The sequence below is a fragment of the Kitasatospora sp. NBC_01246 genome (assembly GCF_036226505.1).
Lineage (GTDB): Bacteria > Actinomycetota > Actinomycetes > Streptomycetales > Streptomycetaceae > Kitasatospora.
In genome coordinates this window covers 1077304-1104171 of sequence record NZ_CP108484.1, presented here as the reverse complement: position 1 = coordinate 1104171, position 26868 = coordinate 1077304, and the positions used below count along the sequence as shown (strand labels likewise).

At 72.5% G+C, this 26868-nt stretch carries 22 protein-coding genes and 2 pseudogenes; 12 read left to right on the top strand and 12 right to left on the bottom strand.

Annotated elements, in window-relative coordinates:
- Positions 1-240 precede the first annotated feature (240 nt).
- Positions 241-645, top strand: coding sequence for a cytochrome C oxidase subunit I (locus OG618_RS04980; RefSeq protein WP_329485947.1), 405 nt, complete (start codon positions 241-243; stop codon positions 643-645).
- Between the two features lie 103 nt (positions 646-748).
- On the opposite strand, the gene qcrB is transcribed toward OG618_RS04980, so the two are convergent.
- Entirely contained in the window at positions 749-2401 is a 1653-nt protein-coding gene (qcrB, locus tag OG618_RS04975; RefSeq protein ID WP_329485946.1) for a cytochrome bc1 complex cytochrome b subunit, read from the bottom strand.
- Between the two features lie 375 nt (positions 2402-2776).
- Between qcrB and OG618_RS04970 the strand changes: the two genes are divergently transcribed.
- From OG618_RS04970 to OG618_RS04945, 6 genes are all read left to right on the top strand, one after another.
- Positions 2777-3184, top strand: coding sequence for a hypothetical protein (locus tag OG618_RS04970; protein ID WP_329485945.1), 408 nt, complete (start codon positions 2777-2779; stop codon positions 3182-3184).
- Positions 3185-3766: 582 nt separating this feature from the next.
- Positions 3767-4861 (top strand): sugar ABC transporter substrate-binding protein, encoded by a 1095-nt coding sequence (locus OG618_RS04965; protein WP_329485944.1) that lies wholly within the window; start codon positions 3767-3769, stop codon positions 4859-4861.
- A gap of 107 nt (positions 4862-4968) precedes the next feature.
- The gene (locus OG618_RS04960) at positions 4969-5757 is read left to right on the top strand and encodes an ATP-binding cassette domain-containing protein (RefSeq protein ID WP_329485943.1); all 789 of its coding nucleotides are present in this window, start codon (positions 4969-4971) and stop codon (positions 5755-5757) included.
- Positions 5754-7016, top strand: coding sequence for a sugar ABC transporter permease (locus tag OG618_RS04955; protein WP_329485941.1), 1263 nt, complete (start codon positions 5754-5756; stop codon positions 7014-7016). Before OG618_RS04960 ends, OG618_RS04955 begins: the two co-directional genes overlap by 4 nt.
- Before the next feature lie 199 nt (positions 7017-7215).
- Entirely contained in the window at positions 7216-7452 is a 237-nt protein-coding gene (locus OG618_RS04950) for a hypothetical protein (protein ID WP_329485940.1), read from the top strand.
- Positions 7453-7647: 195 nt separating this feature from the next.
- Positions 7648-9045: a pyridoxal-phosphate dependent enzyme gene (locus OG618_RS04945; protein WP_329485939.1), complete on the top strand. Its 1398-nt coding sequence runs from the start codon at positions 7648-7650 to the stop codon at positions 9043-9045.
- 24 nt (positions 9046-9069) lie between these two features.
- Here OG618_RS04945 and OG618_RS04940 read toward each other — a convergent pair whose 3' ends face one another.
- From OG618_RS04940 to OG618_RS04925, 4 genes are all read right to left on the bottom strand, one after another.
- On the bottom strand, positions 9070-10599 hold the full coding sequence (locus tag OG618_RS04940; protein WP_329485938.1) for a GH1 family beta-glucosidase: 1530 nt from the start codon (positions 10597-10599) through the stop codon (positions 9070-9072).
- A gap of 86 nt (positions 10600-10685) precedes the next feature.
- Positions 10686-11627, bottom strand: a complete 942-nt coding sequence (locus OG618_RS04935) for a carbohydrate ABC transporter permease (RefSeq protein ID WP_329485937.1) — start codon at positions 11625-11627, stop codon at positions 10686-10688.
- Position 11628: 1 nt separating this feature from the next.
- On the bottom strand, positions 11629-12633 hold the full coding sequence (locus OG618_RS04930; RefSeq protein ID WP_380383733.1) for a carbohydrate ABC transporter permease: 1005 nt from the start codon (positions 12631-12633) through the stop codon (positions 11629-11631).
- 88 nt (positions 12634-12721) lie between these two features.
- Positions 12722-14050 (bottom strand): ABC transporter substrate-binding protein, encoded by a 1329-nt coding sequence (locus OG618_RS04925; protein WP_329485936.1) that lies wholly within the window; start codon positions 14048-14050, stop codon positions 12722-12724.
- Positions 14051-14619: 569 nt separating this feature from the next.
- On the opposite strand from OG618_RS04925, the gene OG618_RS04920 reads away from it, so the two are divergent.
- Entirely contained in the window at positions 14620-15681 is a 1062-nt protein-coding gene (locus tag OG618_RS04920) for a LacI family DNA-binding transcriptional regulator (RefSeq protein WP_329485935.1), read from the top strand.
- A 163-nt stretch (positions 15682-15844) separates the two neighbouring features.
- Here OG618_RS04920 and OG618_RS04915 read toward each other — a convergent pair whose 3' ends face one another.
- Positions 15845-17872, bottom strand: coding sequence for a glycoside hydrolase family 6 protein (locus tag OG618_RS04915; protein WP_329485934.1), 2028 nt, complete (start codon positions 17870-17872; stop codon positions 15845-15847).
- Between the two features lie 395 nt (positions 17873-18267).
- Positions 18268-20106: a cellulase family glycosylhydrolase gene (locus OG618_RS04910; protein ID WP_442906763.1), complete on the bottom strand. Its 1839-nt coding sequence runs from the start codon at positions 20104-20106 to the stop codon at positions 18268-18270.
- A 656-nt stretch (positions 20107-20762) separates the two neighbouring features.
- Here OG618_RS04910 and OG618_RS04905 point away from each other — a divergent pair.
- Positions 20763-21275 (top strand): isochorismatase family protein, encoded by a 513-nt coding sequence (locus OG618_RS04905; protein WP_329485933.1) that lies wholly within the window; start codon positions 20763-20765, stop codon positions 21273-21275.
- 164 nt (positions 21276-21439) lie between these two features.
- Here OG618_RS04905 and OG618_RS04900 read toward each other — a convergent pair whose 3' ends face one another.
- Complete coding sequence (locus OG618_RS04900) at positions 21440-22096, bottom strand: class I SAM-dependent methyltransferase (protein WP_329485932.1); 657 nt, start codon at positions 22094-22096, stop codon at positions 21440-21442.
- Positions 22097-22272: 176 nt separating this feature from the next.
- Between OG618_RS04900 and OG618_RS04895 the strand changes: the two genes are divergently transcribed.
- Positions 22273-22704 carry a VOC family protein gene (locus OG618_RS04895; RefSeq protein WP_329485931.1) on the top strand — a complete coding sequence of 144 codons (432 nt, stop codon included), beginning with the start codon at positions 22273-22275 and terminating at the stop codon, positions 22702-22704.
- A 70-nt stretch (positions 22705-22774) separates the two neighbouring features.
- Here the strand turns inward: OG618_RS04895 and OG618_RS04890 are convergent.
- Positions 22775-23047, bottom strand: a pseudogene (locus OG618_RS04890) (transposase); the annotation flags it as partial.
- 155 nt (positions 23048-23202) lie between these two features.
- Between OG618_RS04890 and OG618_RS04885 the strand changes: the two are divergent.
- Together OG618_RS04885 and OG618_RS04880 are read left to right on the top strand one after the other, a co-directional pair.
- Positions 23203-23619, top strand: coding sequence for a GNAT family N-acetyltransferase (locus tag OG618_RS04885; protein ID WP_329485930.1), 417 nt, complete (start codon positions 23203-23205; stop codon positions 23617-23619).
- Between the two features lie 69 nt (positions 23620-23688).
- Positions 23689-23969, top strand: a pseudogene (locus OG618_RS04880) (helix-turn-helix domain-containing protein); the annotation flags it as partial.
- A 136-nt stretch (positions 23970-24105) separates the two neighbouring features.
- On the opposite strand, the gene murQ reads toward OG618_RS04880, so the two are convergent.
- From murQ to OG618_RS04865, 3 genes are all read right to left on the bottom strand, one after another.
- Positions 24106-25155 carry an N-acetylmuramic acid 6-phosphate etherase gene (murQ, locus tag OG618_RS04875; RefSeq protein WP_329485929.1) on the bottom strand — a complete coding sequence of 350 codons (1050 nt, stop codon included), beginning with the start codon at positions 25153-25155 and terminating at the stop codon, positions 24106-24108.
- Positions 25156-25295: 140 nt separating this feature from the next.
- On the bottom strand, positions 25296-25976 hold the full coding sequence (locus OG618_RS04870; protein ID WP_329485928.1) for a DUF6445 family protein: 681 nt from the start codon (positions 25974-25976) through the stop codon (positions 25296-25298).
- A 162-nt stretch (positions 25977-26138) separates the two neighbouring features.
- Entirely contained in the window at positions 26139-26783 is a 645-nt protein-coding gene (locus OG618_RS04865; RefSeq protein WP_329485927.1) for a TetR/AcrR family transcriptional regulator, read from the bottom strand.
- Between the last annotated feature and the right edge of the window lie 85 nt (positions 26784-26868).

Below are 26868 nucleotides of genomic sequence, written 5' to 3'. Positions count from 1 at the left end.
GTCGCCGTCGCACCGATCGGCCCAGCGCGGGCGGCCGGGCGGGCGCCCCGTGGTGCGGCCGGACCCGGCGAGTCGTCCCGTGGGCCGCCGTCGGTCACTGATAGTAGTTGCGTGGTTGCGGTGCGATCGACCGCCGGCCTGTCCTGGCCGGTGGAGCGTTCGGCCGACCCAATCGACTGGTGCGCGCCGCTGCCGCAGTGCTGCTCGCCGCGGTGCCCGGGTGCTGGACAAGGAGCGGTCATGGGTGGCAGAGAGCGCCCGCCGAGAGCGCGGACCCCTCGGCCGGGCAAGGGCGGCGGGCCGGCCCGGCCCCGGGTGGACGCACGGGTGGAGATCGCCCGGCTGGAGGGCTACCTGGCCTGGGAGGCCGAGGTGGCGGCGGCCGAGCGGGACGCCCAGGCGTTCGCGGGCCGGTTCCCCTGGCTGTCGCCCGCCGAACGGGAGGACCTCGAACGGGCCTACGCGGCCGACCGGTTGCGCTACGCCGAGGACGTCGTCGACCGGGCGGTGGAGCGGTGCCGCCAGCTGGCCGCGCGCTACCGCAGCGAGTGCCGGCGAATCTGCGCGCGCTGGGCGGCCGTCTGCCTCTCGGTGGCGCTCGCCGCGGCCCTGCTCGCGGTGGTGCCGGTCGCGCTGCGGGCCTGACCGGGGCGGCGGCCGCGTGCCGGAGCCTGCGGGGTGGCCGCACGCGACGGGCCCGCCACGCGCTGGACGGCGTGGCGGGCCCGGTCGTGCGGGGTGCGGGAGGTCAGTGGTGGCCGTGGCCGCTGGTGATCTCCTCGTGCTCCTGCGCGGTCGGCTTGGCGATCTGGCTGCCCCGGCCGAAGAAGCCGCGCGAGAGCTGGGCCCGGGTGCGGGTGAGCAGGCCGGCCCGGCGGACCACGCCGTTCTCGTCCACCTCGGCCGGCAGCTCCATCGGCTGCGGCTGCTCGTGCGAGGTGAGCGTGTACAGCCGTCCCTGCGGGAGCGGGGCGTGCACCTCGACGAACTCGCCGTGCTGCAGCCGGTTGATGACGCCGGTCTCGCGGCCGTGCAGCACCTTCTCCTTGTCGCGCCGCTGGAGGCCCAGGCACCAGCGCTTGGTGATCACGAAGACCACCACCGGGAGGACGAAGAAGCCGATCCGGACCGCGTTGGTGATGGCGTTGATCGACAGGTGGAAGTGGGTGGCGATGAGGTCGTTGCCGCCACCGATCAGCAGGATCACGTAGAGGCTGACCCAGGCGGCGCCGAAGCCGGTCCGCACGGGCGCGTTGCGCGGGCGGTCCGCGATGTGGTGCTCGCGCCGGTCGCCGGTGACCCAGGCCTCCAGGAACGGGTACGTCCAGATGGCGAAGAGCACCAGTGGGAAGATCATCAGAGGCACGAAGACGCCCATGTTGAGGGTGTGCCCCCAGAGGCCGATCTCCCAGCCCGGCATGATCCGGATCAGGCCCTCGGAGAAGCCCATGTACCAGTCGGGCTGGGCGTCCGTGGACACCTGGTCCGGCCGGTACGGGCCGTAGGCCCAGATCGGGTTGACCGTGGCGATCGCCGCCATCGCGCTGATGATGCCGAACACCAGGAAGAAGAAGCCGCCCGCCTTGGCCATGTAGACCGGCATCAGCGGCATGCCGACGACGTTCTCCTCCTTGCGGCCGGGCCCGGAGAACTGGGTGTGCTTGTGGTAGAAGACCAGGATCAGATGGGCCACCAGCAGGCCCAGCATGATCCCCGGGATCAGCAGGATGTGCACGGTGAACAGCCGGGGCACGATCACGAAGCCCGGGAACTGGCCGCCGTAGATGAAGAACTGCAGGTACGTGCCGACCAGCGGGACGGCCAGCACCGCGCCCTCCATGAACCGGATGCCGGTGCCGGAGAGCAGGTCGTCGGGCAGCGAGTAGCCCATGAAGCCGTCGAACATGCCGAGGAACAGCAGCAGCGCGCCGAAGATCCAGTTGATCTCGCGCGGCTTGCGGAACGCGCCGGTGAAGAAGACGCGCATCATGTGCACCAGCATCGCGGCGACGAACACGATCGCCGCCCAGTGGTGGATCTGCCGGATCAGCAGACCGCCGCGGATGTCGAAGCTGATGTCGACCGTCGAGGCGTACGCCTCGGACATCCGGATGCCCCGGAGCGGGATGTACGAGCCCTCGTACGTCACCTCGGCCATCGACGGCTGGAAGAACAGGGTCAGCCAGACGCCGGTCAGGATGATGATGATGAAGGTGTACAGGCAGATCTCGCCGAGCATGAAGGACCAGTGGTCCGGGAAGATCTTGCGCAGGTTGGCCTTGGACAGGGCGTAGATGCCGAGCCGGCCGTCGGCCCAGTCGGCGAGGGCCTCGGCCTTGTTCGCGGGCGCCGAGCGTGTGCTGGTGACCGGTCCCGGGCGCGACTGCTGGTGGGCTCTCACGACGGGCTCCCCGGCGTCCGCTGCGTACCGTCCGGGGAGCCCGCCTGCGGAGCTGCCGGCCGGCGGAGTGATGTGATCATGGGACCTCTCGATACGGGGCCGCCGGGGTCGCCGGCGCGCGGATCCGCCGACCCGCTGGCCCCGTTGCTCAAAGTGATGGAGCGCTTACTCTGTCATGCTGTCGGCAGGGGGCCGACTGTGCACGTCCATCGGCCCGGACGGCCGCTCGTGTCGGCCCGTCCGGGGGTGTGCGTGCCGCTGACCGGCCGCTTTCGGGCCGGGAATGGTGCGCCCGGGTGCTGTTGCCGGGGAGCCGAACCGTTTCGGCGCGCGCCGTGCGCGGGGAGGGTGCGGTCCCCGGCCTACGCTGCGCCAATGGTGGATCACCGGGAACTCTACGAGGACGTGACAGCGGCCCTGGCCCGTGCCGGGTTCGACACCGAGCGGGACCCCTCGGGGCCCTCGGGCCTGCGGATCGCGGAACTGCCCCAGGGCGTGCTGGTCGGCTGGTCGCCGGGCGCGGACCAGGACGCCGGGCAGGGCGCCGAGCCCGGCGGGGACGGCGCCGGCGGGCCGGGCGACGCCGCGCCACCGCCCGTCGAGGGCATCCGTACGGCGATGGCCGGGGCGGTCGCCGCGGTGCTCCGGGAGTCCGGCTACCGGGTGGCCGAGGCCGGGCCGGGTGAGCTGCTGGTGACGGCCGGCCCCCGGGCGCGGGAGGAGGCGGTGCGGTCCGGCGGTGCTCCGGAGGCGGCCGCCGTGCCGGAGCAGTGGTGGGGCTGAGCGTGCGGGGCCCCGGCGGACCCGGGCCCCGGGTGGTGGGTGCCGTCCGCCGGTAGGCACCCCCTACGAGCACGTTCCCGAACATCGTGGACCCGTCGGACGATCACGTCCGGCGGGTCCACGGCGTTCCGGGGGTGCGCCGCGGCCGCCCCTCCTGTACCACGTTCGGGCGCCGGCGGGCCCGCACGGTGATCCCGGCCGCCGCCGACGGAACGTCAGATCCTCAAGCCTTCCGTCCTGTTGATCTAAGTCTTGAACGCACGAAGCATTTTGCTCTGCTCTTGTCAAGAGTGCGACAGCCAGGGGATCGGCGACCGGCCCTTTGGATTCGCGGATCGATTCTCATGTTCGCACCAGGTGGTGAGCGTCGAAGCGAAACCATATGTCCGTTCTGTCATGTCCTGCCAGATTGATACTCGGAGGTTCCTCCAAGCTTCAATGACGAGTAGGCGTTCACGAAGATAACGAAAAGATCTGAATCGTGAGGGCTTGGATTTACTTATTGACGTCATATGCCGAAGACGGATTAACTCCTCCCACCCCGCCGCAGCGCTGCGGCACCGTCACGGAGGCACTCCCCACATGAACGCAACGATGCGTCGCGTCGTCATTGGCACCGCCGCGGTCTCGATGGCCCTTTCGATGGCCGCCTGCGGCAAGGCCGGCAGTGACAAGAAGGACTCCGCGAGCTCCGGGGACAGCAAGTCCATCGGCCTGCTGCTCCCCGAGAACGCCTCCTCCACCCGCTACGAGTCCTTCGACCGGCCGTTCATCGAGGCGAAGGTCAAGGCGCTCTGCTCGGACTGCAAGGTGCAGTACAGCAACGCCGAGGGCAGCGCCGCCAAGCAGAAGCAGCAGTTCGACACCCTGATCGCCCAGGGGGTGAAGGTGATCATCCTGGACGCCTTCGACGCCAAGTCCACCCAGTCCTGGGTGAAGGAGGCGGCCGGCAAGGGCGTCAAGGTCATCGCCTACGACCGGCTCGCCACCGGCCCGGTCTCGGCCTACGTCTCCTTCGACAACGAGAAGGTCGGCGAGCTGCAGGGCCAGGCGCTGGTCGACGCGCTCGGCGCCAAGGCGGCCGACGCCGACATCATCATGATCAACGGTGACGAGGCCGACCCCAACGCCGCGCAGTTCAAGTCGGGCGCGCACAAGGTGCTCGACGGCAAGGTCAAGAAGGTGGTCTACGAGCAGTCCGGCGAGTGGAAGCCCACCGTCGCCGGCCAGAAGACCGGTGCCGCCATCACCCAGCTGGGCAAGGACGGCTTCCAGGCCGTCTACTCCGCCAACGACGGCATGGCGGGCGCCATCATCACCCAGCTGAAGGCCGCGGGCGTCAGCGTCCCGGTCGGCGGTCAGGACGCCGGCCTCGACGCCGTCCAGCGGATCGTCGCCGGGGACCAGGCCTACACCATCTACAAGGCCTACAAGCCGCTCGCCGACAGCGCCGCCGAGCTGGCCGTGAACCTCCTGCAGGGCAAGGACCTCAAGGCCGCGGCGCCGTCCACGGTGGACAGCGACACGGACAAGGGCATCCCGGCCAAGCTGCTGGAGCCCAAGGTCGTCACCAAGGCCAACATCAACGACACCGTCATCGCCGACGGCCTCTACAAGGCCGCCGACATCTGCACCGCGGACTTCGCCGCCGCCTGCACCACCGCCGGCGTCAAGTAGCGCGCCCGCCGGGCTCGAAGGCCACGGCGCTCCCCGTACCGCCCGGGGAGCGCCGGCCCTCCTGCCCGCAGGAACCCCACCCCACCCCACGCACTACCCCGCAGGAGATGGTTCACGTGACAGGCGCACCCGTACTGGCGCTGCGCGCGGTCTCCAAGCGCTTCGGCGCTGTCCAGGCACTCACCGATGTCGACCTCGACGTCCACGCCGGCGAAGTCGTCGCGCTGGTCGGCGACAACGGCGCCGGCAAGTCCACCCTGGTCAAGACGATCGCAGGAGTTCACCCGATCGACGAGGGTGAGATCACCTGGGACGGGCGCCCGGTCCGGGTCACCCGCCCCCAGGAGGCCCAGGCACTCGGCATCGCCACCGTGTACCAGGACCTCGCGCTCTGCGACAACCTCGACGTCGTCGCCAACCTCTTCCTGGGCCGCGAGCTGCGCCGCTTCGGCACGCTGGACGAGGTCGCCATGGAGCGGCGCGCCAAGGAACTGCTGGACACGCTCTCGATCCGGATCCCCAGCGTGCGGATCCCGATCGCCGCGCTCTCCGGCGGCCAGCGCCAGGTCGTGGCGATCGCCCGCGCCCTCGTCGGCGACCCGAGGATCGTGATCCTCGACGAGCCGACCGCGGCCCTCGGCGTCGAGCAGACCGCGCAGGTCCTCGACCTGGTCGAGCGGCTGCGCCAGCGCGGCCTCGGCGTGATCCTGATCAGCCACAACATGGCGGACGTACGGGCGGTCGCCGACACCGTCGCCGTCCTGCGCCTGGGCCGCAACAACGGGGTCTTCCCGGTCGCCGGCACCTCGCCCGAGGAGATCATCTCCGCCATCACCGGCGCCACCGACAACGCCGTCACCCGGCGTCAGGCACGTATCGCGGAGGAAGCGAAGTGAGCACCAGCCAGACCACCCCCACCAACGCCCCGGCACCGGTGGCCGACCCGCGTCTGCTGGTCCGCCAGGGCGGCGTCGCGGGCTACGTGGAGGAGTTCCGCCGCAAGATCAAGAGCGGGGACCTCGGCTCGCTGCCCGTCGTCATCGGCCTGGTCCTGATCGCGGTCATCTTCCAGAGCGTCACCGGCCACTTCCTCCAGGCCGACAACCTGACCAACATCACCAAGTGGATCGCCGGTCCCGGCCTGATCGCCGTCGGTGTCGTCTTCGTCCTGCTGCTCGGCGAGATCGACCTCTCGCTGGGCTCCATCGCGGGCGTCACCTCGGCCATCACCTCCGTCCTGGCGGTCCGTCAGGGCCTCAACGAGGGCCTGGCGATCCTGCTCGCCCTGGTCGCGGCGGTGGCCATGGGCGCCCTGCACGGCTTCTTCTTCGCCAGGATCGGCGTCCCCGCCTTCGTCGTCACCCTGGCCGGCATGCTCGCCTGGAGCGGTCTGCAGGACTACGTCCTCGGCAAGCTCGGCACCGTCAACAACATCAACGACGGCGTCGTCGCCAACCTGGACACCTACTTCCTGGGCGACGGCGACATCGCCTTCGCCTGGCTGGCGGCCGTCCTCGCGATCGTGCTGTTCCTCGGCGGCCAGCTCCTGGACGCCCGCCGCCGCACCACCGCCGGACTGCCCGCCCGCACCACCGGCGAGATAGCGCTGCGCACCGGCGCCCTCGCGGTGCTCGCCCTGGCCGGCGCCTACACCCTCAACCAGGACAGCGGCCTGCCGCTGCCGCTGGTCATCCTGCTCGGCGTCGTCGTGCTGACCGACTTCGTGCTGCGCCGCACCTCCTACGGCCGGCAGATCTTCGCCGTCGGCGGTGGCATCGAGGCCGCCCGCCGCGCGGGCATCAACGTCGCCTGGGTCCGCATCTCGGTCTTCATGATCTCGGCCGGCCTGGCCGGTCTCGGCGGCCTGTTCATCGCCTCCCAGCAGGGCTCGGCGGACAAGACGCTGGGCAGCGGCAACGTGCTGATGAGCGCCATCGCGGCCGCCGTCATCGGTGGCACCAGCCTCTTCGGCGGGCGCGGCAAGACCTGGTCGGCGCTGCTCGGCATCCTGGTCATCCAGTCCATCACCACGGGCCTGGACATGGTGCACGCCGCCCAGGCGATCCAGTACATGATCACCGGTGCCGTGCTGCTGGCCGCCGTCGTCCTGGACTCGGTCTCCCGTCGCACGCAGAAGTCCTCGGGCCGCGGCTGACCACCGCCCCTCGAACGGCCCGGTACCCACCCCCACGGGTACCGGGCCTCCGGCGTTCCCGGGCCCGGGCGGGCGCCGGACGGGCCGGGGCGCGGGACGTTCGTCCCTCCCGTCCGGGTCGGCCGCCCCGCACCCTGGAAGTGGAGCGCCGGCCCGTGGAGGCCGGCAGCACGCACCGAGAGAGGGAAACGCGGCCTTCATGTCCGACGAGCTGATCGTGCACCGCATGGTGGACGCCTTCTTCACCCACTGCCACGACTGTGACGAGCCGCGCGACCCGAACTGCCACACCCGGGCACACTGGCGCCTGTACCTGGACCTCGATCCGGAGACCGTCGGGCGGATCCGGCACTGGCTGCTGGACCCGGCGAACCCCACCGGCACCCTCGCCGACCGCGCCGTCCTGCTGAACTGGCTCGACACCCAGGAGGCGTGACCCGCCCGGCCGGGCCCGTCCGTCCGGCTCTGGGCCCGGCCTGCCGACCCGGCCGGGTCCTCTCGCGCCGGGTCCTCTTGCGTCGGGCGATCGTGCGGTGAAAGCCTTTCGTCCCAGCGGTCGCAGGCGTTCGCCCGGGGCCGTGGCGTACGCGGCAGTGGCCGCGCGCGGCGGGGTACCGGGGCAAGGAGTCGCATGACGGTTCACGAATCGGTGGTCGACGCGATCGGCGGGACGCCGCTGTTCCGGCTGGCCCGGCTCGGCGCCGGCCTCGCGACCCCCGTCTACGCCAAGGCCGAGTTCCTCAGCATCGGCGGGAGCGTGAAGGACCGCGCCGCGCTGTCGATGGTCCTGGCGGCCGAGCGGGACGGCCTGCTCCGGCCCGGTGGGACGATCATCGAGGCGACCTCCGGCAACACCGGGATCGGCCTCACCATCGTCGGCCGCCGGCGCGGCTACCGGGTGATCGCCTGCGTGGCCGACCGGTCCGCCGTCGAGAAGTCGGACATCCTGCGGGCGTACGGCGCCGAGGTGGTGCTCGCCCCGACCACGCTGCCGGCCGAGCACCCGGACCACCTGTTCAACGTGGTGCGCCGGCTCGCCGAGGAGATCCCCGGCGCCTGGCTGGCCAACCAGTACGACAACCCCGCCAACCCCGACGCGCACGTGCGGACCACCGGTCCGGAGCTCTGGGAGCAGACCGGGGGCCGGGTGACCCACTTCGTCGCGGGGGTCGGCACCGGCGGCACGATCAGCGGCACCGGCGCCTTCCTCAAGAAGGCCTCCGGCGGCGGCGTCACGGTGGTCGGCGCGGACCCGGAGTCCTCCCGCTACGGCGGTGGCGACGGCAGCCCCTACTTCGTCGACAGCATCGGCCACTTCCTGCACCCCGGCACGGCGGAGGACCGCTGGCCGGAGTCCTACCACCGCGAGGTCGTCGACCACGTCGAGCGGATCCCGGACCGTGAGTCCCTGCTGACCGCACGGCGGCTGGCCCGTGAGGAGGGACTGCTGGCCGGCCCCTCCTCGGGCACGGCGGTGGCCGCCGCGCTCCGGGTCGCGCGCGGACTCGGCCCCGACGACCTCGTCGTGGTGCTGCTGCCCGACTCCGGCCGGTCCTACCTCTCCAAGCTGTACAGCGACGACTGGCTGCGCCGGTGGGGGTTCCTGGAGGAGCCGCGGGGCGCCGACGACACCGGGCCGACCGTCCGGTCCCTGCTGGACGCTCGGCCCGGCGGGCCGGTCGCGGTCGCCTCGGACGCCTCGGTGGCCGACGCCCTGGCCGTGCTGCGCGAGGTGCCCGGCGGCGTCGCGCCGGTGGTGCTGGCCCGGCCGGAGCGCCCGTACGGGGTCAGCGCCACCGAGGTGCTCGGCTCCCTCTCCTCGGCGGCCGTCGAGCGAGCGGTCACCGAGGGCCGCGCCGCGTCGGACGGCCCGGTCACCGCCCTGCTGGGCCCCGCCCTGCCGACCGTCGGCGTCGGCCAGTCGCTCGCCGAGGCCCGGGAGTCGCTCGGGCCCGGCCAGGACGCCGCGCTCGTCCTGGTCGACGGCCGGGCCGTCGCGCTGGTGCGGCGCGACGAGCTGGCCGGCTGAGGCCCGGGGCACCCGGCCCCTCGCTCAGTCGATCCCGCCCCGGCGGATCACCTCCGCGTACCAGTGGGCGCTGGCCTTCGGGGTGCGGGCGAGCGTGTCGTAGTCCACGTGGACGGCGCCGAAGCGCTTGGCGTAGCCGTAGGCCCACTCGAAGTTGTCGAGCAGCGACCAGAGGTAGTAGCCGCGCACGTCGGCGCCGGCTTCGAGGGCGTGGTGGACGGCGGCGAGGTGGGCGCGGATGTAGGCGATCCGCCGGGGGTCGTCGACGCTGCCGTCGGGGCCGACCACGTCCTCGAAGGCCGCGCCGTTCTCGGTCACGAGGAGCGGCAGCCCGTGCTCCCGGTGCAGCGCGGTCAGCAGCTCGGTCAGGCCGGTCGGGTCGATCGGCCACCCCATGGCGGTGAGTTCGCCGGGCGCGCGGTGGAAGGTGACGTCGTCGGCGCCCGGCCAGGGGGAGTGCGGGCTCGCGCCGTGGCCGTCGTGGCGGGCCGTCGCGGCCTCGCCGTCGCGGGCGGCGGAGACCACCGTCGGCGTGTAGTAGTTCAGCCCGAGCAGGTCGATGGGCCGGGAGATCTCGGCGAGGTCGCCGTCGCGCACCAGGTCCGCCCAGTCGACCAGGTGGGTGGTGTCGGCCAGCAGGTCGTCCGGGTAAGCGCCGGCGAACATCGGACCGGTGAAGATCCGGTTGCCCACCGCGTCGATGCGCCGGGCCGCGGCGAGGTCGTCGGAGTGGCCGGTGAGCGGGCGGACGGCGTGCAGGTTGAGCGAGACGGCGATCTCGGCGGTCGAGGGCAGGGCGGCGCGCAGGGCGCCGACGGCGAGGCCGTGCCCGAGGTTGAGGTGGTGGGCGGCGCGGAGCGCGTCGGCCGGGCTGGTGCGGCCGGGTGCGTGGACGCCGGAGCCGTAGCCGAGGAAGGCGCTGCACCAGGGTTCGTTGAGGGTCACCCAGGTGTCGATCCGGTCGCCCAGGGCCTGCGCCGCGAGGGCCGCGTACTCGGCGAAGCGCTCGGCGCTCTCGCGCACCGGCCAGCCGCCGGCGTCCTCCAGGTGCTGCGGGAGGTCCCAGTGGTAGAGGGTGGCGACCGGCCGGATGCCGTGCTCCGCGAGCTCGTCGGCCAGGGCCCGGTAGAAGTCCAGGCCGCTCTCCAGGGCGGGGCCGCGGCCGGTGGGCTGGATCCGTGGCCAGGAGAGCGAGAACCGGTAGGAGGTGAGGCCGAGCCGGGCCATCAGCCGGACGTCCTCGCGGAACCGGTGGTAGTGGTCGACCGCCACGTCGCCGGTCTGCCCGCCGGCGGTCCGGCCGGGGGTGTGGCTGAAGGTGTCCCAGATCGACGGCGTCCGGCCGCCCTCGGCGGCGGCGCCCTCGATCTGGTAGGCGGCGGTGGCGGCGCCCCAGCGGAAGCCGGGCGGGAAGGCCCGGGCGGGGGGTTCGGCCGCAGTGCGGGCGGCGGGGGTGGAGGCGGGGGTGGAGGCGGAGGTGCGGGCGGAGGTGCGGGCGGAGGTGCGGGCCGCGGGGACGGCATCGGTGCGGGCGGGCGGCACGGTGGAGGTCATGGCGGGGATGCTCCCGGGAGGTGGTGGGCGGGGCGGGGGTCAGCGCTCGACGGCGGTTCAGCTCTTGACGGCGGCGTGGGGCGGGTTCAGCTCTTGACGGCGCCGGCGGTGATGCCCCCGACGATGTGCCGGCCCAGGACGGCGAAGAGCAGCAGCAGCGGCAGCGTGCCGACCAGGGCGCCGGTCATGATGACCGCCTGGTTGACTTCGTAGGCGCTGCCGCCGCCGATGGCGGACAACGCGACCTGGACGGTCGGGTTCTGCTGGGTCAGGACGACGAAGGGCCAGAAGAAGTCGTTCCAGGACTGCACGAAGACCAGCATTCCCAGCACGGCCATCGCCGGCCGGGCCACCGGCAGAACGACGTGCCAGACGATCCGCAGACTGTGCGCGCCGTCCACCCGGGCCGCCTCGATCAGCTCCACCGGCAGCGCCTCGGCGAGGTACTGCCGCATGAAGAACACCCCGAAGGCGGCCACCAGGGAGGGGAGTACGACGGCCTTCAGCTGGTTGCCCCAGCCCAGGTCGGTGATGATCCGGTAGAGCGGGATCACGCTGAGCTGCGGGGGGATGGTCATGGTGGCGACGACGACGGTCAGCAGGGCGCCCCGGCCGCGGAACGCCAGCTTGGCGAAGGCGAACCCGGCCAGGGTGGAGAACGCGACCGTGCTCAGTGCGACGCAGCCCGCCACGACCGTGGAGTTGAGCAGCGCCCGGCCGAGGTCGGCCTGCTCCCAGGCGGTGGTGATGTTGGTCCACAGCGATCCGCCGGGCAGCAGCGGCGGCGGTGCCTGGGCCACCCGCTCCCCAGTGGAGGAGGCGGCGACGAAGGTCCAGTACAGGGGGAACAGCGAGAGCACGGCGGCGGCCACCAGGACGGCGTAGGTCAGCGGCCCGGCCTTGTCCTGCTCCCCGGCACCGGGCCGCAGCCGGCGCCGGACGGCGCGCAGCGCGCCCGCGAGACGGCGGGGGGCACGGCCGGCGGTGGACGGCCGCGCCGTCGGGGTGGGTTCGAGGGTGGTGGTCATCTCAGCGCCCCTGTCCGGCACGGCCCCGGCGGGCGAGCAGCAGTTGGACGGCGCCGATCAGCAACAGGATCAGCAGCATCGTCCAGGCGACGGCCGACGCGCGGCCCAACTGACGGCTCGGCCATCCGAGTTCGTACATGTAGAGGCTCAAGGTCTGGAACTGGTGGGCCGATCCGCCGCTGACCCCGACACCGCCGCCGAAGAGCAGCGGCTCGCCGAACAGCTGGGTGGCCCCGATGGTCGAGACGATCACCGTGAACAGGATGGTGGGCCGGATGGACGGCACGGTGATCCGGGTGAACTGCTGCCAGCGGGAGGCGCCGTCCAGGCTCGCGGCCTCGTAGAGGTCCTTCGGGACGGCCTGCATCGCGGCCAGGTAGATCAGCGCGTTGTAGCCCGTCCAGCGCCAGGTGACGATGGTGGCGACGGCGATCTGGGCGGGCCAGGTGTCGGCGTACCAGTCCGTCCGGCCGACCCCCACCAGCGAGAGCAGCCAGTTGACCAACCCGTAGTCAGGGTTGAACAGTTGGACGAAGACCAGGGTCGCCGCCGCGATCGAGGTGGCGTAGGGCGCCAACACCGCCACCCGCAGGAAGCCGCGGCCGCGCAGCCGGTAGTTGAGCAGGTGCGCCAGCCCGAGCGCCATCAGCAGCTGCGGCACGGTGGACAGCACCCCGATGGTGAAGGTGTTGAGCAGCGCGGTGCGGAACTGCTCCGTGCCCCAGAGCCGGGTGTAGTTGCCCAGCCCGCGCCACTCCATCACCCCCGGGTCGAGCAGGTCGACCCGGTGCAGCGAGAGCCAGCCGGTCCACAGCAGGGGGAACAGGCCGAAGGCCGCGAAGCAGAGGAAGAAGGGCGCGATGTACGCGTAGGGCGAGGCCTTGAGGTCGAGTCGGTGCAGGCGCGAGCGCCAGCTGGGGGGCGGCGCGGCGGGGCCGGAGCGGCGCCCTGCGGGCGCGGGCCGGGGCGGGCCGCTGTCCGTCGCGGGCCGGTGGGTGGTGGCCACGGGGGAGTCCTTCCAGGGGTGGCGGGCCGGGCCGGGCCGGTCCGGGCCGCGGACGGGCCCGGCACCGGAACGGCCGGAGGGGTGGCGCTCAGCCGTTGACCTTGTCGTCGATCAGCTTGGTGACGTTGGTCCAGGCCTTGGCCGGGTCGGTGCCGTGCTGCTCGATGTCGAGGATCCCGTTGTCCGTGATGACGGTCTTGACCGTGCCGTCCTGCTCACCGATCGGTGCCGGCGCGATGTTCTGTGCGGTGGCGGCGAAGATCTTCCCGGTCGGGGTGGTGCCGAAGTAGTCCAAGGTGGCGTTCTGGACGGCGGGTTGAGCCAGTGCCGCGGTGGTCGACGGCAGATTGCCGACCTTGGCGAAGACCTTGGCCTGCTGCTCGGGCGCGGTCAGCCAGGCGGCCAGCGCGGCGGCTTCCTTCTGGTGCTTGCCGGCCTTGGGCACCGTGAGGAAGGCGCCGCCCCAGTTGGAGGCCACCGGCGCCTGCGCGATGTCCCACTTGCCCTTGCCCGGGTCGCCGGAGTACTTGCTGATGATGCCGGTCATCCAGGACGGGCAGACCACGGTGGCGAACCGGGCGTTGCTGAAGGCGGTGTTCCAGTCGTCCTGGAACTGCCGCAGACCGGCGCTGATACCGGCGCGGGACGCGTCCACGGCGGTCGTCCAGGCCTTCTTCACCCCGGGGCTGTCCCGGTAGACGAGCTTGCCGGAGGCGTCCGAGTACTGCTGGGACTCCGCGGAGAGGGCCGCGTTGAAGAGGCCGCTCGCCGAGTCGGTGAAGAAGGTGCCCGCCGGGGCCTTGCCCTGGTACTGCTTACCGGCCTCGACGAACTTCGCCCAGTCCCCGCTCCACAGCTTGCCGACGGCCTCGCGGTCGGTCGGCAGTCCGGCCTGCTCGAAGAGGTCCTTGCGGTAGCAGACGGCCATCGGGCCGATGTCGGTGCCCAGGCCGATCAGGGCGCCCTTGGCGGTGGTGGCCTGCTTGGCCTTCCACGGCAGCCACGCGTCGGCCCGGACGCCCTCCGCCTTGGAGAGGTCGGTGAACTTGTCGCCGAGCGTGCCGGTGGCCTGCGCGATGTAGCCGACCTCGACGGCCTGGATGTCGTTGAGGCCGCTGCCGGAGGCCAGGTGGGTGGCCAGGGCGTCCCAGTACTTCTGACCGTCCTGGACGGTCTCGTACCGGATGGTGATCGAGGGGTGGGCGGCCATGTACTCGTCGTACAGGCCGGCTTCGCGGTAGCCGAAGGTGCCGAAGTCGCCGACGGAGAGCGTGACTTTGCCGCCGCCGTCGGCGGCTGCGCCGGTGGCGGGATCGGCGTCGGAGCCGCCGGCGCAGCCGGTGAGCAGGAGGGCCGAGAGGGTCAGTGCGGTGGTGACGGGGACGGCCCGGCGGCGTGCGCGGGTGGTGGGACGCATGGGGGTTCTCCTCGGTGCCTGTGCGTGGTGGGTGTGGCGGGTGTCTGGTGGCCGGTGTCCGGTGCTCCCGGGTGGCCGGGTGGCCGGGTGGCCGGTGCTCCCGGGGGCCGGGTACGGGTTTGCTCGGGCTTCGGCTCGGGCTCTCTGGTTCCGGCTCGGGCTCTGGTTCCGGCAGTACTCGGCGGACGCGTGCGTGGTGCCCGGCCGGGGTTGATCAGTCAGTGTTACGGCGGCCAATTCGGCTCACTGGCAAGCTTGTTGATCGAGCGTCGGACAGCCCCTCCGGCTCCGGTCGGGCGTCGGAGGCTGGCCCCGGTGGCGGCGGACCGCTAGGGTGGGCGCACTGTCGTGGGAGCGCTCCCAAGCACTAGGGGAAGGTTGCTGGGTGATCGGGTCGGGTGTCAAGGCGGATCGCGCCATCCGTTGCGGGAACGTGTCCTGCGGCGGGCGGCCCACCGGGCCGGCACCTGCCCCCTCGCACCCGCGCCGCGCCCCGGTGGAGGAGGATGGTCTCCGGGGCGCCCGCCCGGCGCGGCGGCCCCCGTGGCGAGGTCTTGGAGAGGTGGACGATGGCACAGGCGGCGAGTGGGACGGCCGGCGCGTCGGGCAGTGGGTCACGGGGCTCGGCACGGCCGACCCTGGAGGAGGTGGCCGCCCTCGCCGGCGTGGGCCGCGGCACGGTCTCCCGGGTGGTCAACGGCTCGCCCCGGGTGAGCGACAAGGCCCGGGAGGCGGTCCAGGCCGCGATCGCCGAACTCGGCTACGTGCCGAACCGGGCGGCGCGGGCCCTGGTCACCTCCCGGACGGACGCCGTCGCCCTGGTCGTCCCGGAGGCGGAGACCAGGCTCTTCTCCGAGCCCTACTTCTCCGACATCATCAGCGGCGTCGCGGCCGAACTCAGCGAGACCGACATGCAGTTGCTGCTGATCCTGGTCCGCAACCAGCGCGAGCGCGACCGGCTGGCCGCGTACCTGTCGGCCCAGCGGGTGGACGGCGTGCTGCTCGTCGCGGTGCACCGGGACGACCCGCTGCCCGGCCTGCTGGAGAGCCTGGAGATCCCGTCGGTGCTGGCGGGCCGGCGCAACGACCACGAGGTCCTCAGCTATGTCCACGCCGACAACGCCGGCGGTGCGCGGATGGCCGTCCGGCACCTGCTGCGGCGCGGCTGCGGCCGGGTGGCCACCATCACCGGCCCGCTGGACATGGAGGTGGCGCTGGCCCGCCTGGACGGCTACCGCCGGGCCCTGGAAGAGGCAGGGCAGGCGTACGAGGAGGACCTCGTCGGTCTGGCCGACTTCACCGAGGAGGGCGGGCGGCAGGCGATGCGGGCGCTGCTGGAGCGGCGGCCCGACCTCGACGCGGTGTTCTGCGCCTCGGACGTAATGGCCGCCGGGGCCATGCAGGTGCTCCGGGCGGCCGGCCGGCGGATTCCGGACCAGGTCGCGGTGATCGGGTTCGACGACTCGATCGTGGCCCGGCACACCGAACCGGCGATGACCAGCGTCCGCCAGCCGATCGAGGAGATGGGGCGCACGATGGCCCGGCTGCTCCTGGAGGAGATCGCCGGGCGGCACCGGGGCAGCCGGCAGGTGGTGCTGGCGACCGAGCTGGTGGTCCGCGACTCGGCCTGACGGGGGCCTGCCCGCGGCCCCGGCGCGAGTACCGGCTTGGCGGGAGCCCCTGTGTGGCGGGAGCCCCCTGTGTGGCGGGAACCCCTGACTGGCCGGAACGCTGGGGACAGCGCCGGTGCCGGCCCCGCCGTCGTGGCGGAGCCGACACCGGGCCGGTCGGGCGTCAGCTCGTCGTGCAGCTCAGCGTGGGCGCGGTGTTGCCGCCGGAGTAACCGGCGCCGAACCCGAAGGCGGTGCTCGCGCCCGCCGCCAGCGCGCCGTTGTACGGGGCGTTGGTGACGGTCACGCTCGGGCCGGACTGCGCGAGGACGCCGTTCCAGAGGTTGCTCACCTGCTGGGTGCCGCCCCAGGTCCAGGTCACCTTCCAGTGCGTGGCGGCGGCCGTGCCGGTGTTGGTGACGGTGACGTCGGCGTTGAAGCCGCTGCCCCAGTCGCTGCCGACCCGGTAGGTCGCGGTGCAGCCGGAGCTCCCGCCGCCGCTGCCCGCGGCGGTGGTGACGGTGAGGGCCGCCGAGGCCGTCGAGGCGTTGCCCGCCGCGTCGCGTGCGACCACGGTGTAGCGGTAGGCGGTCGAGGCGGTCAGCCCGCCGTCGGTGTAGGTGGTGCCGCCGGCGCCCGTGGTGGACCCGACCGCCGTGCCGTTGCGGTAGACGTCGTACCCCGTGACCCCGACGTTGTCGGTCGAGGCCGTCCACGCCAGCGAGACGGTGGCGGCCGTGGTGGCGGTGGCGCGGAGCCCGGCCGGGGTGCTCGGCGGCGTGGTGTCGCCGGTGCCGCCGCCGGTCACCGGCGGGTAGGCGTTCTTCAGCAACTCCTGGAACTGGGCGGAGAACCAGGCCCCGGCCAGCGGCGCGCCCGGCAGGGCGCCGGAGAGGTGGAAGTTGTTGCGCGCGTTGCCCGTGTACGTCGGGTCGCACATCCGGTCGAAGCCCTTCCCCTCGTCGTTGGGGATGTACTGGCTGGCGCCGTCCGACTCGCCCGGGGGCTTCACCCACACGTAGGCGTCGATGCCCGGCTCGGGTGCGGTCCGCGGACGCTCGCCGAGGCCGGCCCCGGACTGGTTGCACCAGTTGCCGGTCTGGAACCGCCGGTCGGTCCGGCCGCCGTCCACGTAGCTGTCCACGCTGGTTCGGGCGCCCGGCCCGGTCGGGCGGGCCGCGCCGCCCCAGCCGTTGCGCGAGGTGTCGATCAGCATGCCGACGGCCGGGTCGAACCCGGCGCTGACGGCCTTCTGCCGGAAGGCCTGGGCGTAGGAGAGCTCGTCGACGTAGCGGTTCCAGTCCACCCAGGCGCTCTGGCGCACCGAGGTGCCGTTCACCGAGTCGTCGATGGTGTAGTAGGGCTCCTTCAGGGCCGAGTAGTTGGCGGTGTTGACGATGAAGCCGTGCACGTTGGCGGTGGTGGAGCCGGCGGCCGTCGCGGCCTGGTGGAGGACGTCGACGGCTGGGCCGAGGTTGGAGTCCCAGCCGAGCCAGCCGTGGTGGCCGGCATCGACGTAGTTGTAGACGTTCGGGACGGCGCCCAGCTTGGCCAGTGCGTACCCGACGCCGTTCACGTAGTTGCCGTTGGCCTTCATGGTGTCGCACTGCGGGGTGGCGGTGGCGGTGCCGCCCGCGTTGGTGACCAGGTTCGGCAGCGAGTCGATCTCGACGGTGGTGACGATCCGCAGGCCGGCGTAGGCGGGATCGGCCAGCACGGCGGCGATCGGGTCGATGAACTCGGTCCGGTAGCGGCCGATCTCGGTCGGGCCGAGTTCGCCGTTGGAGGCGAGGGCGGCGCAGTCGCGGCCGGGGAGGTCGTAGACGACGAGCTGGACGACGAAGGGCTTGCCCGCCGCCTGCCGGACGGCGTTGTCGAGGTGTCCGCGCAGGCCCAGGTGGCCGGCGGTGCCGTTGATGGCGGCGATGCGGTCGAGCCAGACGGCGGTCGGCTGGCCCGCGACGGCGCTGCCGCCGGGTTCGGCGGCGGCGTTCGCGGCCCACTCGGGGTTCACGTAGACGCCCGCGCCGGCATAGGGGTTGTCGACCCGGGCGGCCGGCGTTGAGGCCTCCGCCGGAGCGGCGGAGGCGGAGGCGGTGGCGACGGGCAGGAGGCTGGTGGCGCCGAGCGCCGCGACGGCGGCGAGGGCGCGCAGCCGGTGGAGCACGGGCCTGCGGCGGGTGCGTCCGCCGTTGTGGTGGCCGGAAGGCATGGGGGAGTCCTTTCGGGTGGGGGACCCAGGGGTAAGGGCGCCGGTCCGGGGCGCCGGAGTGGGATCGCTCCCATCAGAGATGAGAGCGATCCCGGTGCAGGTTTCCGGCGGGTCGGCCGGGATGGTTGCCGAACTGCGGGAGGACTCTCAATTCGGCTGCTGTGCGCATGAGATGGAGTCAGACTCCGGCTCCCCGCTATCAACCCATGAACGCTCGGGGGCGTCAAGGCGTTCGACGCAAATGCGTGGGAGCGCTCCCGCAGCAGGGTCCGTGCTGGGCCTCGGCGAGTGTCGGGTGGGTCTGGGTGGGCTGTCTGCGGTACGGCCTGGTGTCTGGTACCTGGTGGTGGTGCCCGGTGGCTGGTGGTGCCGGGTGGGCGGAGGCCCTGCTGCCGTCAGGGCGTGACGCTGCACGTCGGCACCGGCGGGGAGGAGCCGAGCCGGCCGCTGCCCTGAAGGCCGAAGGTCGTCGAAGCGCCGGGCGCCAAGGCACTGTTGTACGCCAGGCCGGTCGCGGTGACCGTGCTCGCCGACTGCGTGACGGCGGCGTTCCAGGTACCGGTCGGCTGCCACCCGGCGGGCCGGTCCCAGGCGGCCGTCCAGGTGCTACCGGCCCGGCTCCCGGTGTTGGTGACCGTCACGGTCGCGGTGAACCCGGTGTCCCACTGGCTGTCCGTGTGCCAACCGGCCGTGCAGCCGGTGGTGTCGGGAGGCCCCGCGGTGGTCACGGTCGTCGCCCCGGAGGCGGCCGAGACGTTCCCGGCGGCGTCCCGGGCGGTGACGGTGTAGGTGTAGGCGGTCGCCGGGGTGAGGCCGGTGTCCGTGTACGTGGTGCCCGTGACCGTGCCCACCAGTGTGGCGCCCCGGTGGACGTCGTAGCCGGTGACGCCCGTGTCGTCCTGGGAGGCGGCCCAGCCGAGGGTGGCGGAGGTGGCGGTGACAGCGGTCGCCGTGAGACTGCTGGGGGCCGTCGGCGACCGGGTGTCGCCGACCCCGCTGCCGGCGGCGAACCCCGGGGCCTTGACGGCGGTGAGGTAGCCGTCCTTCACCGTGTCCACGGTGGTCCAGTCGTCCTTGAGGATCCCGCCGGTGTCGCCCGAGTTCGGGTTCCAGGACCAGAACGTCCAGGAGAAGGCGTCCGCGCCCGCCTGCGCGGTGGGCCGCAGGTACTGGGTGAGCGCGGTCAGCCAGGTCCGGTCGGCGGCCGCTTGCAGGGTGGAGCCGAATTCGCCGATCCACACCGGCGCGATGTTCTGTCGGAACAGGTAGCCCCAGTCGGAGTCCCACACCGCGGGCAGGTTGGCGGGGAACGCCGGGTCGTCGAACCACGGTTGGCGCGCCACGCTCGTGGCGTACTCGTGCGGGGAGTAGACGAGGCGGTTCGGCACGCCCAGCCGGACCGGGTACGCCGCCGCACCGCGGAGGTTCCCGCCCCACCAGGTCGAACTGCCCTGGAAGCTCTGCACGCCCTCGACGAGGACGAGCAGCGAGGGGTTGGCCCCCAGGACGGCCTCGCCGCCGCGCTCGGCCGCCAGGCGCCAGTCGAGCGCCGGGTCGCCGCAGCCCCAACAGGTCGGATCGTGCGGCTCGTTGTGCAGGTCGATGCCGATGACGGTGGGGTTGCCGGCGTAGCGCGCGGCGATCGCCCGGAGGTCGGCGAGCCAGGTGCTCTCCGGGACGGCGCTCGTGTACCAGAGCGCCGACTGCCCACCGGCGTCCGGGCGGTGGCGGTCGAGGATCACCTTGAGCCCGGCGGATCCGGCCCGGTCGACGATCCGGTCCATCACCTGGAGCGAGGTCAGGCCCTGGAGGTCGGCGTTCATGCCGCCGGAGTGGTTGACGCCGGTCGGTACGGAGCCCCGGAAGAGGTCGTCGCTGTAGGGCAGGCGGATGGTGTTGAAGCCGAGGGCGCGCATCTGGTCGATCATGCTGCCGTAGTCGCGGGCCCAGAGGCCGTGCGGAACGTGGTCGGCCGTTTCGAAGCCGAACCAGTTGACTCCGGCGATCCGGACGGGTCGGCCGGCCTCGTCGAGCAGTTGGCGCCCGCTGGTGTGCCAGTAGCCGGAGCCCGGGGCGGTGGCGCCGGTTGCTCCCGTCGCTGCGGTCGGTCCGGGCATCGGGGCGCTGGTCGGGGTGGTGGGGGTGGCCTGCGCGGGCGGGGCCGACAGGAGCACGGCCGCCGTGACAGCGAGCGCTGTCACGATCCTGCGCAGGCGGCGTAGGGGGTGGGACACGTCGGTCTTCCTCTCCGAGGAGTGCGGCGGCGGTCCGGGCGGGCCTCCGCCGGTGGGCACCGGCCGGGGCGGGACGGATGGTTCGTGTGGGTGGTTCTTGCGGGGCGGGGCGGGGCGGGATGAGGCGGGATGAGGAGTGCGGGAGCGCTCCCACCTTCGGGTGCGGGGAAGCTCCGGTGTTCTCGGGGTGGGCGGCCGGTGCGGTGTCGTCGCTGGGTGGTGCGTCGCGGACGGAGGTGCGGACATCACCCCCCTGGGGCATGAGGCACCCACATCGCGGTCGATGCTCGGGACCGGGCGACGTTCACACCATGAAATCGACAACCCGCCGAGGGCGTCAAGGACGGCGTTGGCGTTCAACTCTTGTCGGCGGCCTGGCCGATGCCGTCCGACGGCGCGGCCGGACGGCGTTGCGGCGGTCCGATCAGTTGCCCGGTTGCCCGGTCGGAAGGCACCTTGTTTCGGCCGTCGCTCGTCAGGGCTCGTGTCGTGGCTTCGCGCGGCCTGCCGCTGTTGAGCGAGGCCGCCGACATCCTGCGGATGACCTACCACGTCGCAGACGTCGAGTACGGGCGGTGGGTGCTGATCGAGGATTCCGGAGCGCGACCGCCCAGGAGCAGGCATCCGGCCACGGTGATCCGCTACCGTGATCCGCCATGCGAACCCTTGACTCCGGCCGGACGGCGCTCGTCCTGGTCGACCTGATGGACCGGATCGTCGCCCTGCCGCTGGCCCCGCACGCGGGGACCGAGGTGCTCAGGGCGTCGCTGGAACTGGCGGCGGCCTTCCGGGCAGCGGGTGCCCCCGTCGTCGCCCTGCGCGTCGAGCGCCCGAACGTCGCCGAGCAGCCGCCCGGCAGTGGGCTGGTCGCGGAGGTGGCGGCGACCGCCGATGCCGTATTGGTGAAGCGCACCATCGGCGGGTTCCAGGACACCGGGCTGCACGACCTGCTCCAGGGGCGCGGCGTGGACACGCTGGTGTTCGCCGGCATCGCGACCAACCTGGGCGTGGAGTCGACAGCTCGGGCAGCCGCCGACCACGGCTACGAGCTGGTGTTCGTCGAGGATGCGATGGCGGCCCTGACGGAGGCGGAGCACCGGTCGGCGGTCGACCTCGACCTGCCCCGCTTCGGCGAGGTGGTGGCGCGGGAAGCCGTCCGTCTCTCGTGACTGCCGGGTGAGCCCCGGGCGGGGTCCGATCGCGTGGCGGGCGGCCTTCCCACCGTTCGGCGTACCGCTGGAGGGGCCCGCCACTGTCCGTGCTGAGCGTCGTGCTGTACCCGGATCCGTGCCGGGGAGTGGCCGCGGCGCGTCTCAGTGCTGCGCCGCCGGTATCAGGCCGGACCGGACCGGATCACCACCAGCGAGCCTTCGTGGCAGGGCTGTTGCCGCCGAGCGCCGAACCGGGTGTCCCGTGCTCCGCTGTCCAGGTCGGCCCGCAGATCCGCGGCGAACCGTTCGCGCGACTGCTCGTCGACGAAGCTCCACGCCGAGCACGCCTGTCGAGCACCGGGGTCGAGCAGCATCTCGGGGCGAGCGTAGGACGCCTCGTTGCAGCCGTCGGTGCAGTCGACGGGTGTCGGCACCCGGGTCACCGACGCGGGTCCGCCGAGAGCCTCGGTCAGATCCGCGATCGCCGGGTTGCGGCGCGCCTCGGTGTCCAGCACCTCCGGCGCGTACTCGTAAAGCCAGAAGTCCCGGACGAGAGCGGGGTCGCAGGTCAACACGACGAGGGGGCCACGCGCCGTCCGCCGCATCTCGCGCAGGCCCGTCATGAGGTCGCTCCACTGGTGCACGCTGAAGGCGGTCAATGCCGCGTCGAACGCGTCGTCGCCGAACGGCAGCTGCTCGGCCACGGCATCGACGGCGGCAGACAGGTGCGCGGGGCGCTGGGCACGCATGGACGCCGACGGCTCGACCGCCGTCACCTCCAGCGTCGCCGACTCGTACGACCCCGCGCCGGCCCCGACATTGACCACGGCGCGCCCCACCCAGGGCGGCGGAGATCGCCTGCTCGATCCTCGGCAACCGGCCGCCGGTAGGTGGCGTACCCGCCGCCTACCGTGCCGTAGTCCGCACCGTCGGCGCTGCCGTCCACCGCGCCGCCTGACCACCTGTGGATCCCCTGACCTGCGGAGATGAGCAGCGCCCCTGTTATTGTGCGCCAATGTCAACGATCAAACAGTTCCAAGTGGCCTTCGACTGCGCGGAGCCTGTGCGCCTCGCCGCCTTCTGGTGCGAGGTGCTGGGGTACGTCATGCCGGCGGTCCCGGAGGGCTTCGCTACGTGGGAGGAGTGCTTCCGCTCACTGCCGCCCGAGGATGCGATCTACTTCGCGTGCACTGATCCCGCGGGTGTGGCTCCGCGCCTGCTCTTCCAGCGAGTCCCCGAAGGAAAGGTCGTCAAGAACCGGGTGCATCTCGATGTGCGGGCCGGCACCGGGCTCGTGGGTGACGAGCGCCTGGCCACACTCGAGGCCGAATGCGCACGGCTGATGGCGCTCGGGGCGAAGCACGTGCTGACGCAGCGCGCCGATGGCGTCAACGAGTCGTGCATCACGATGCAGGACATCGAGGGCAACGAGTTCTGCCTCGCCTGATTTCCCCTCCGAGACTGCGAGGTGGGGACTCCCCTCCCGGGAACCTCTGAGGTCGCGCATGCGGCGGGAGTCATCCCGTGAGAGCGAGGTTGTGCGGACGGGCAACGCCGTGCATCGCGTGGCGCACACCGTCGCCTCTCAGGCGGCGGTCGCGCAGGATCTTCCGGGTCTTCATCCGGGCGAAGGCGGGCTCGACGCGGGCGCGGACCCGTTGGTGGTCGTGGTTGTGTTCGGCCTGCCAGTCGGTCAGTTCGTCGCCTCCGAGCCGGCGGTGCGGGATGACGAGGCCGGTTCCGGGGTAGCCGCCGTCGGCGATCGTGGTTGTCCGGCCGACGGCGGCCTTGGGCTCAGTGCCGCATCAGGCGACGTTCGCCCTGCTGAGGTACCGACAGAGGTCAGAGCGACGGGGTTCCGAAGGCCGTAGAGATGGGTTCGGCGTCGGGATCGCTCTGCGGCAAAATGGCCGCCCCCGATGCCGGAACGTGTCAGGATCTTCGAATGGAGATCCGTCGTGTCACTCAGGTCGAGGCGGTCGACGCCGCTGGACATCTCTTCGACACCGTCCCAGGGCGGGAGGCCACCGAACGGTTCCTGACGGACGAGCGCCATCACCTCCTCATCGCCTATGTGGACGACGTCCCGGCGGGGATCGTCACCGGTGTCGAGATGACCCATCCGGACAAGGGAACCGAGATGTTCCTGTACGAGCTGGGCGTGGACGAGTCCTTCCGCGGGCGTGGCGTCGGCCGGGCTCTGGTGTCGGCACTCGCCGACCTGTCCCGTGAACGGGGCTGCTATGGCGTGTGGACCATCACGGACGAGGAGAACGCGGCAGCACTGGCCACGTACCGCCGCGCCGGCGGCGTCCCGGAAACGGGACAGGTGGTCCTCACCTGGACATTCGATCAGCTGTAGACCGACGCAACGGATCCCCGTCCCGCACCGCATGGTTGGCGACCCGGCGTCCACGTACAGGTCCGCGAGATCGATGGTGACGAGGGCAGCCGGCTGCTGCGGATCGTCCACCGGGTCGCCGGGTGGTGGTGCCCTGGCGGCGGGCACAGATAGTGCTGCTGTCTGCCCCGCGTGTGCCTGTGGCGAAGCTCGCCGAGGTCACCTTCACCAGTACGGACCGGGTTCGCGACGTGATCCACCACTTCAACGCCGACGGCTTCGAACCACTCTTCCCGAAGCACGAGGGCGGGCGGCCACGGGCGTTCACCCTGCCCGAGCGCCGGGAGATCATGGAGATCACCAAGTTCAAGCATGATCCGCCGCTACATCGTCGGGCGGAACAAGCACGCCGTCGACGAACGGCAAGCCGGCTCGGTGTGCTCCGGCGGCGTCTCTGCGGCCGCCACGAGTGCGTGCCGCCGAGGCCGTCCGTCAGTCCACCGTCCGTCAGTCCACCGTCCGGGCCGCTTCCAGGGCTTCGCGCAGTCGGCCGCCCGAGGCGGCGAGCAGTCGGCGGGCGGTCGGCGCGTCCACTCCGGCGAGCACGACCAGGACGGCGTCCTTGGCCTCGCCGCCCGTCACGGCCAGCGCGCTCCGGACGGTCTCCTCGTCCGCGCTGGTGGCCGTGGCCACGATCCGGTGGGCCCGGTCGCGAAGCTTGGCATTGCCCGCCCGCACGTCGACCATCAGATTTCCGTAGGTCTTGCCGAGCCGAACCATGACGGCCGTCGAGAGCAGGTTCAGGACGAGCTTCTGTGCGGTGCCCGCCTTGAGCCGGGTGGATCCGGCCAGCACCTCCGGCCCCGTCACCACCTCGATGCCCAGCGCGGCCGCCGACACCAGGGCGGACCCCCGGTTGCAGGCCAGGCCCACGGTCAGCGCCCCGGCGGCGCGGGCCTGTCGGATCGCGGCCACCGTGTACGGCGTACGGCCCGAGGCGGAGACGCCCACCACGCAGTCAGCGGCCGTCGGAGCGAGTGCTTCGAGGTCGGCGACGGCGAGGTCCGGCCGGTCCTCCGCGCCCTCGACGGCGCGGACCAGCGCTGCGGAGCCGCCCGCGATGAGGCCCACGACCTGGCCGGGGGCGGTGTTGAAGGTCGGCGGGCACTCGCTCGCGTCCAGCACTCCGAGCCGCCCGGCCGTTCCCGCTCCCACGTACACCAGTCGGCCGCCCCGGGCCATCCGGGCGGCGATCGCGTCGGCCGCGGCGGCGATCGGTTCCAGCTGCGTGGCCACGGCCTCGGCCACGGTGCGGTCCTCGTCGTTCATCAGGTGGAGGAGGTCGAGGGTCGTCATCCGGTCGATGCCGGACCAATCGGGGCGTACGGCCTCGGTCACCGAACCGCCGATGGCGCCGTCGCCGCTGTCGGTCCCGCTGGTGCTGTCGGTGTCGTCGCCGCTGTCGCTGGGGGTGTCGCTGGGGGTGTCGCTGCCGGGGTCGTCGGTCGCACCGGTCGCTGTGCCGGGCTCCGGGTGCGGCGGGAGGTCGCTGTCCATGAGCGCTGTTTCCCCGGGTGGGCGTGCCGTGAACCAGGGTGGGCGGCGGGGCCGGTGCTCCGGGGTTCAGCTGCACGGACGGGTCGCGTCAGGGATCCGGGGCCGGGCGCTCCGGGGCCCGGTGCCAGGGCGCTCCGGGGTCAGGCCATCCAGAAGAAGACGGCCGTCATTCGCCGCTCCTCCAGCGGGATGCCGTAGTAGCCGGTGGCACTGTGGATCAGGTTGGCGCGGTACAGCAGGAGCCGGTTGTAGCGGTTGGGGACGCGGACGTCCTCGGTGAAGGCGTCACCCGGGACGCGGCGCGTGCCGAGCGCCTCGACGAGGTTGTTGTGCGGTGCGTCGACGAGGTTGCCGCCGAGGCGCCCGCCGGGGAACTGCTGTCGGTAGAAGCTGGTGCCGGCCTCCTTGGGGGCACCGGGGCTGAGGTAGAGGACGGCCGCGTAGCGGCAGAGCGCGCGGGAGTCGGTGTGGGGGCGGGATTCCGACTCGCCGGCGCCGACCAGTTGGACGCAGTTGTGGTTGAGCGTTCCGCCGCCGGGCGTGCTCTGGACCCAGAGCTTGGCGGTACCGGTCGTCCTGCGGACCAGTGCCTCCACCCGGGCGAGCTCGGCCGGCTCCAGGCCGGGCATGGTGCGCAGCCCGGGCCATGTCTCGGGCCGGTAGGGGTACCCCTCGGTCCAGTCGCCCCGGGCGAGGCACCGTTCGCGGACCGCGTCCGGATCGGGCAGCACGTTGTCCAGCACCCAGTAGTCCCGGCCGGGGGTGGGTTTGCGGTAGGGCAGGACGGGCAGGGCTGTCCGCCCGATGGGCTGTGGGGGCATGCGCCGACCATAGGGTCGGGGCCCGCCAACGTTCTGCCGTGAACAAGTCAACCTTTCGTCAAGTGTCGGGACCTGCGCTTTTTCGCCGTGCCGGTGTGCCTGTACGACGAGCGGGCCGGTCGGGGGATGCCGTCGTCGGCGCGCCCGGTGTGTGGCGGCGCGTCAGCCGGTCGGCCGGACGGCGTACCCGTCGAGCGCGCTCCGCAGGTGGTCGAAGGCCCGGACGGCGGACGGTCGGATGGCCGCCGATATCGCCTCGTGCTCCTCGCCGGCCAGGACGCGGCGGAAGACCTCGGTGAAGAGCGCGCGGCGGATCGCCGCCAGCAGGCCGGCCGCGAGTCTGGCGGTGAGGTCGCCCGGTGGGGAGTCGGTGGCCTCGGCGAGGGCCGCGGTGAGCGCGTTCTCGCTCTGCTCGTGGATCTCGCGCAGCCGGGCGAGCAGGGCGGGGCTCTCCATGACGGTGCGGGCGAACGGCGGATCGGCGAAGCCGAGGGCCGGGTCGTGCCGGTCGATCGAGGCGAGGCAGGTGCGGCGCAGCGCCGCCAGCGCGGACTCGCCGGGCGCGCGCCCGGCGACCGCCTCGGCCTGGGCGGCGATCATCTCCCGGTGCAGGTCGAGGACGAGGTCCTCCTTGCGCGGGAAGTGGTTGGTGACGGTCATCTTGGCGACCCCGGCGGCCACCGCGACCTCGGCGATCGTCGTCCGGTCGAAGCCGTGCTCGATGAAGAGCCGCGTGGCGGCGTTCGAGATCGCCTCGCGGGTGCGGCGCTTGTTGAGCTCGCGCAGGTTGGGGGTGCCCTCGGTCATGGCGTGAGCGTAGCGCAGATTCACTGGGTCGGGTACAGAAATTAGGCTTGACCCAGTCAATGGGTCCGACCTAAGTTGTCTCCCG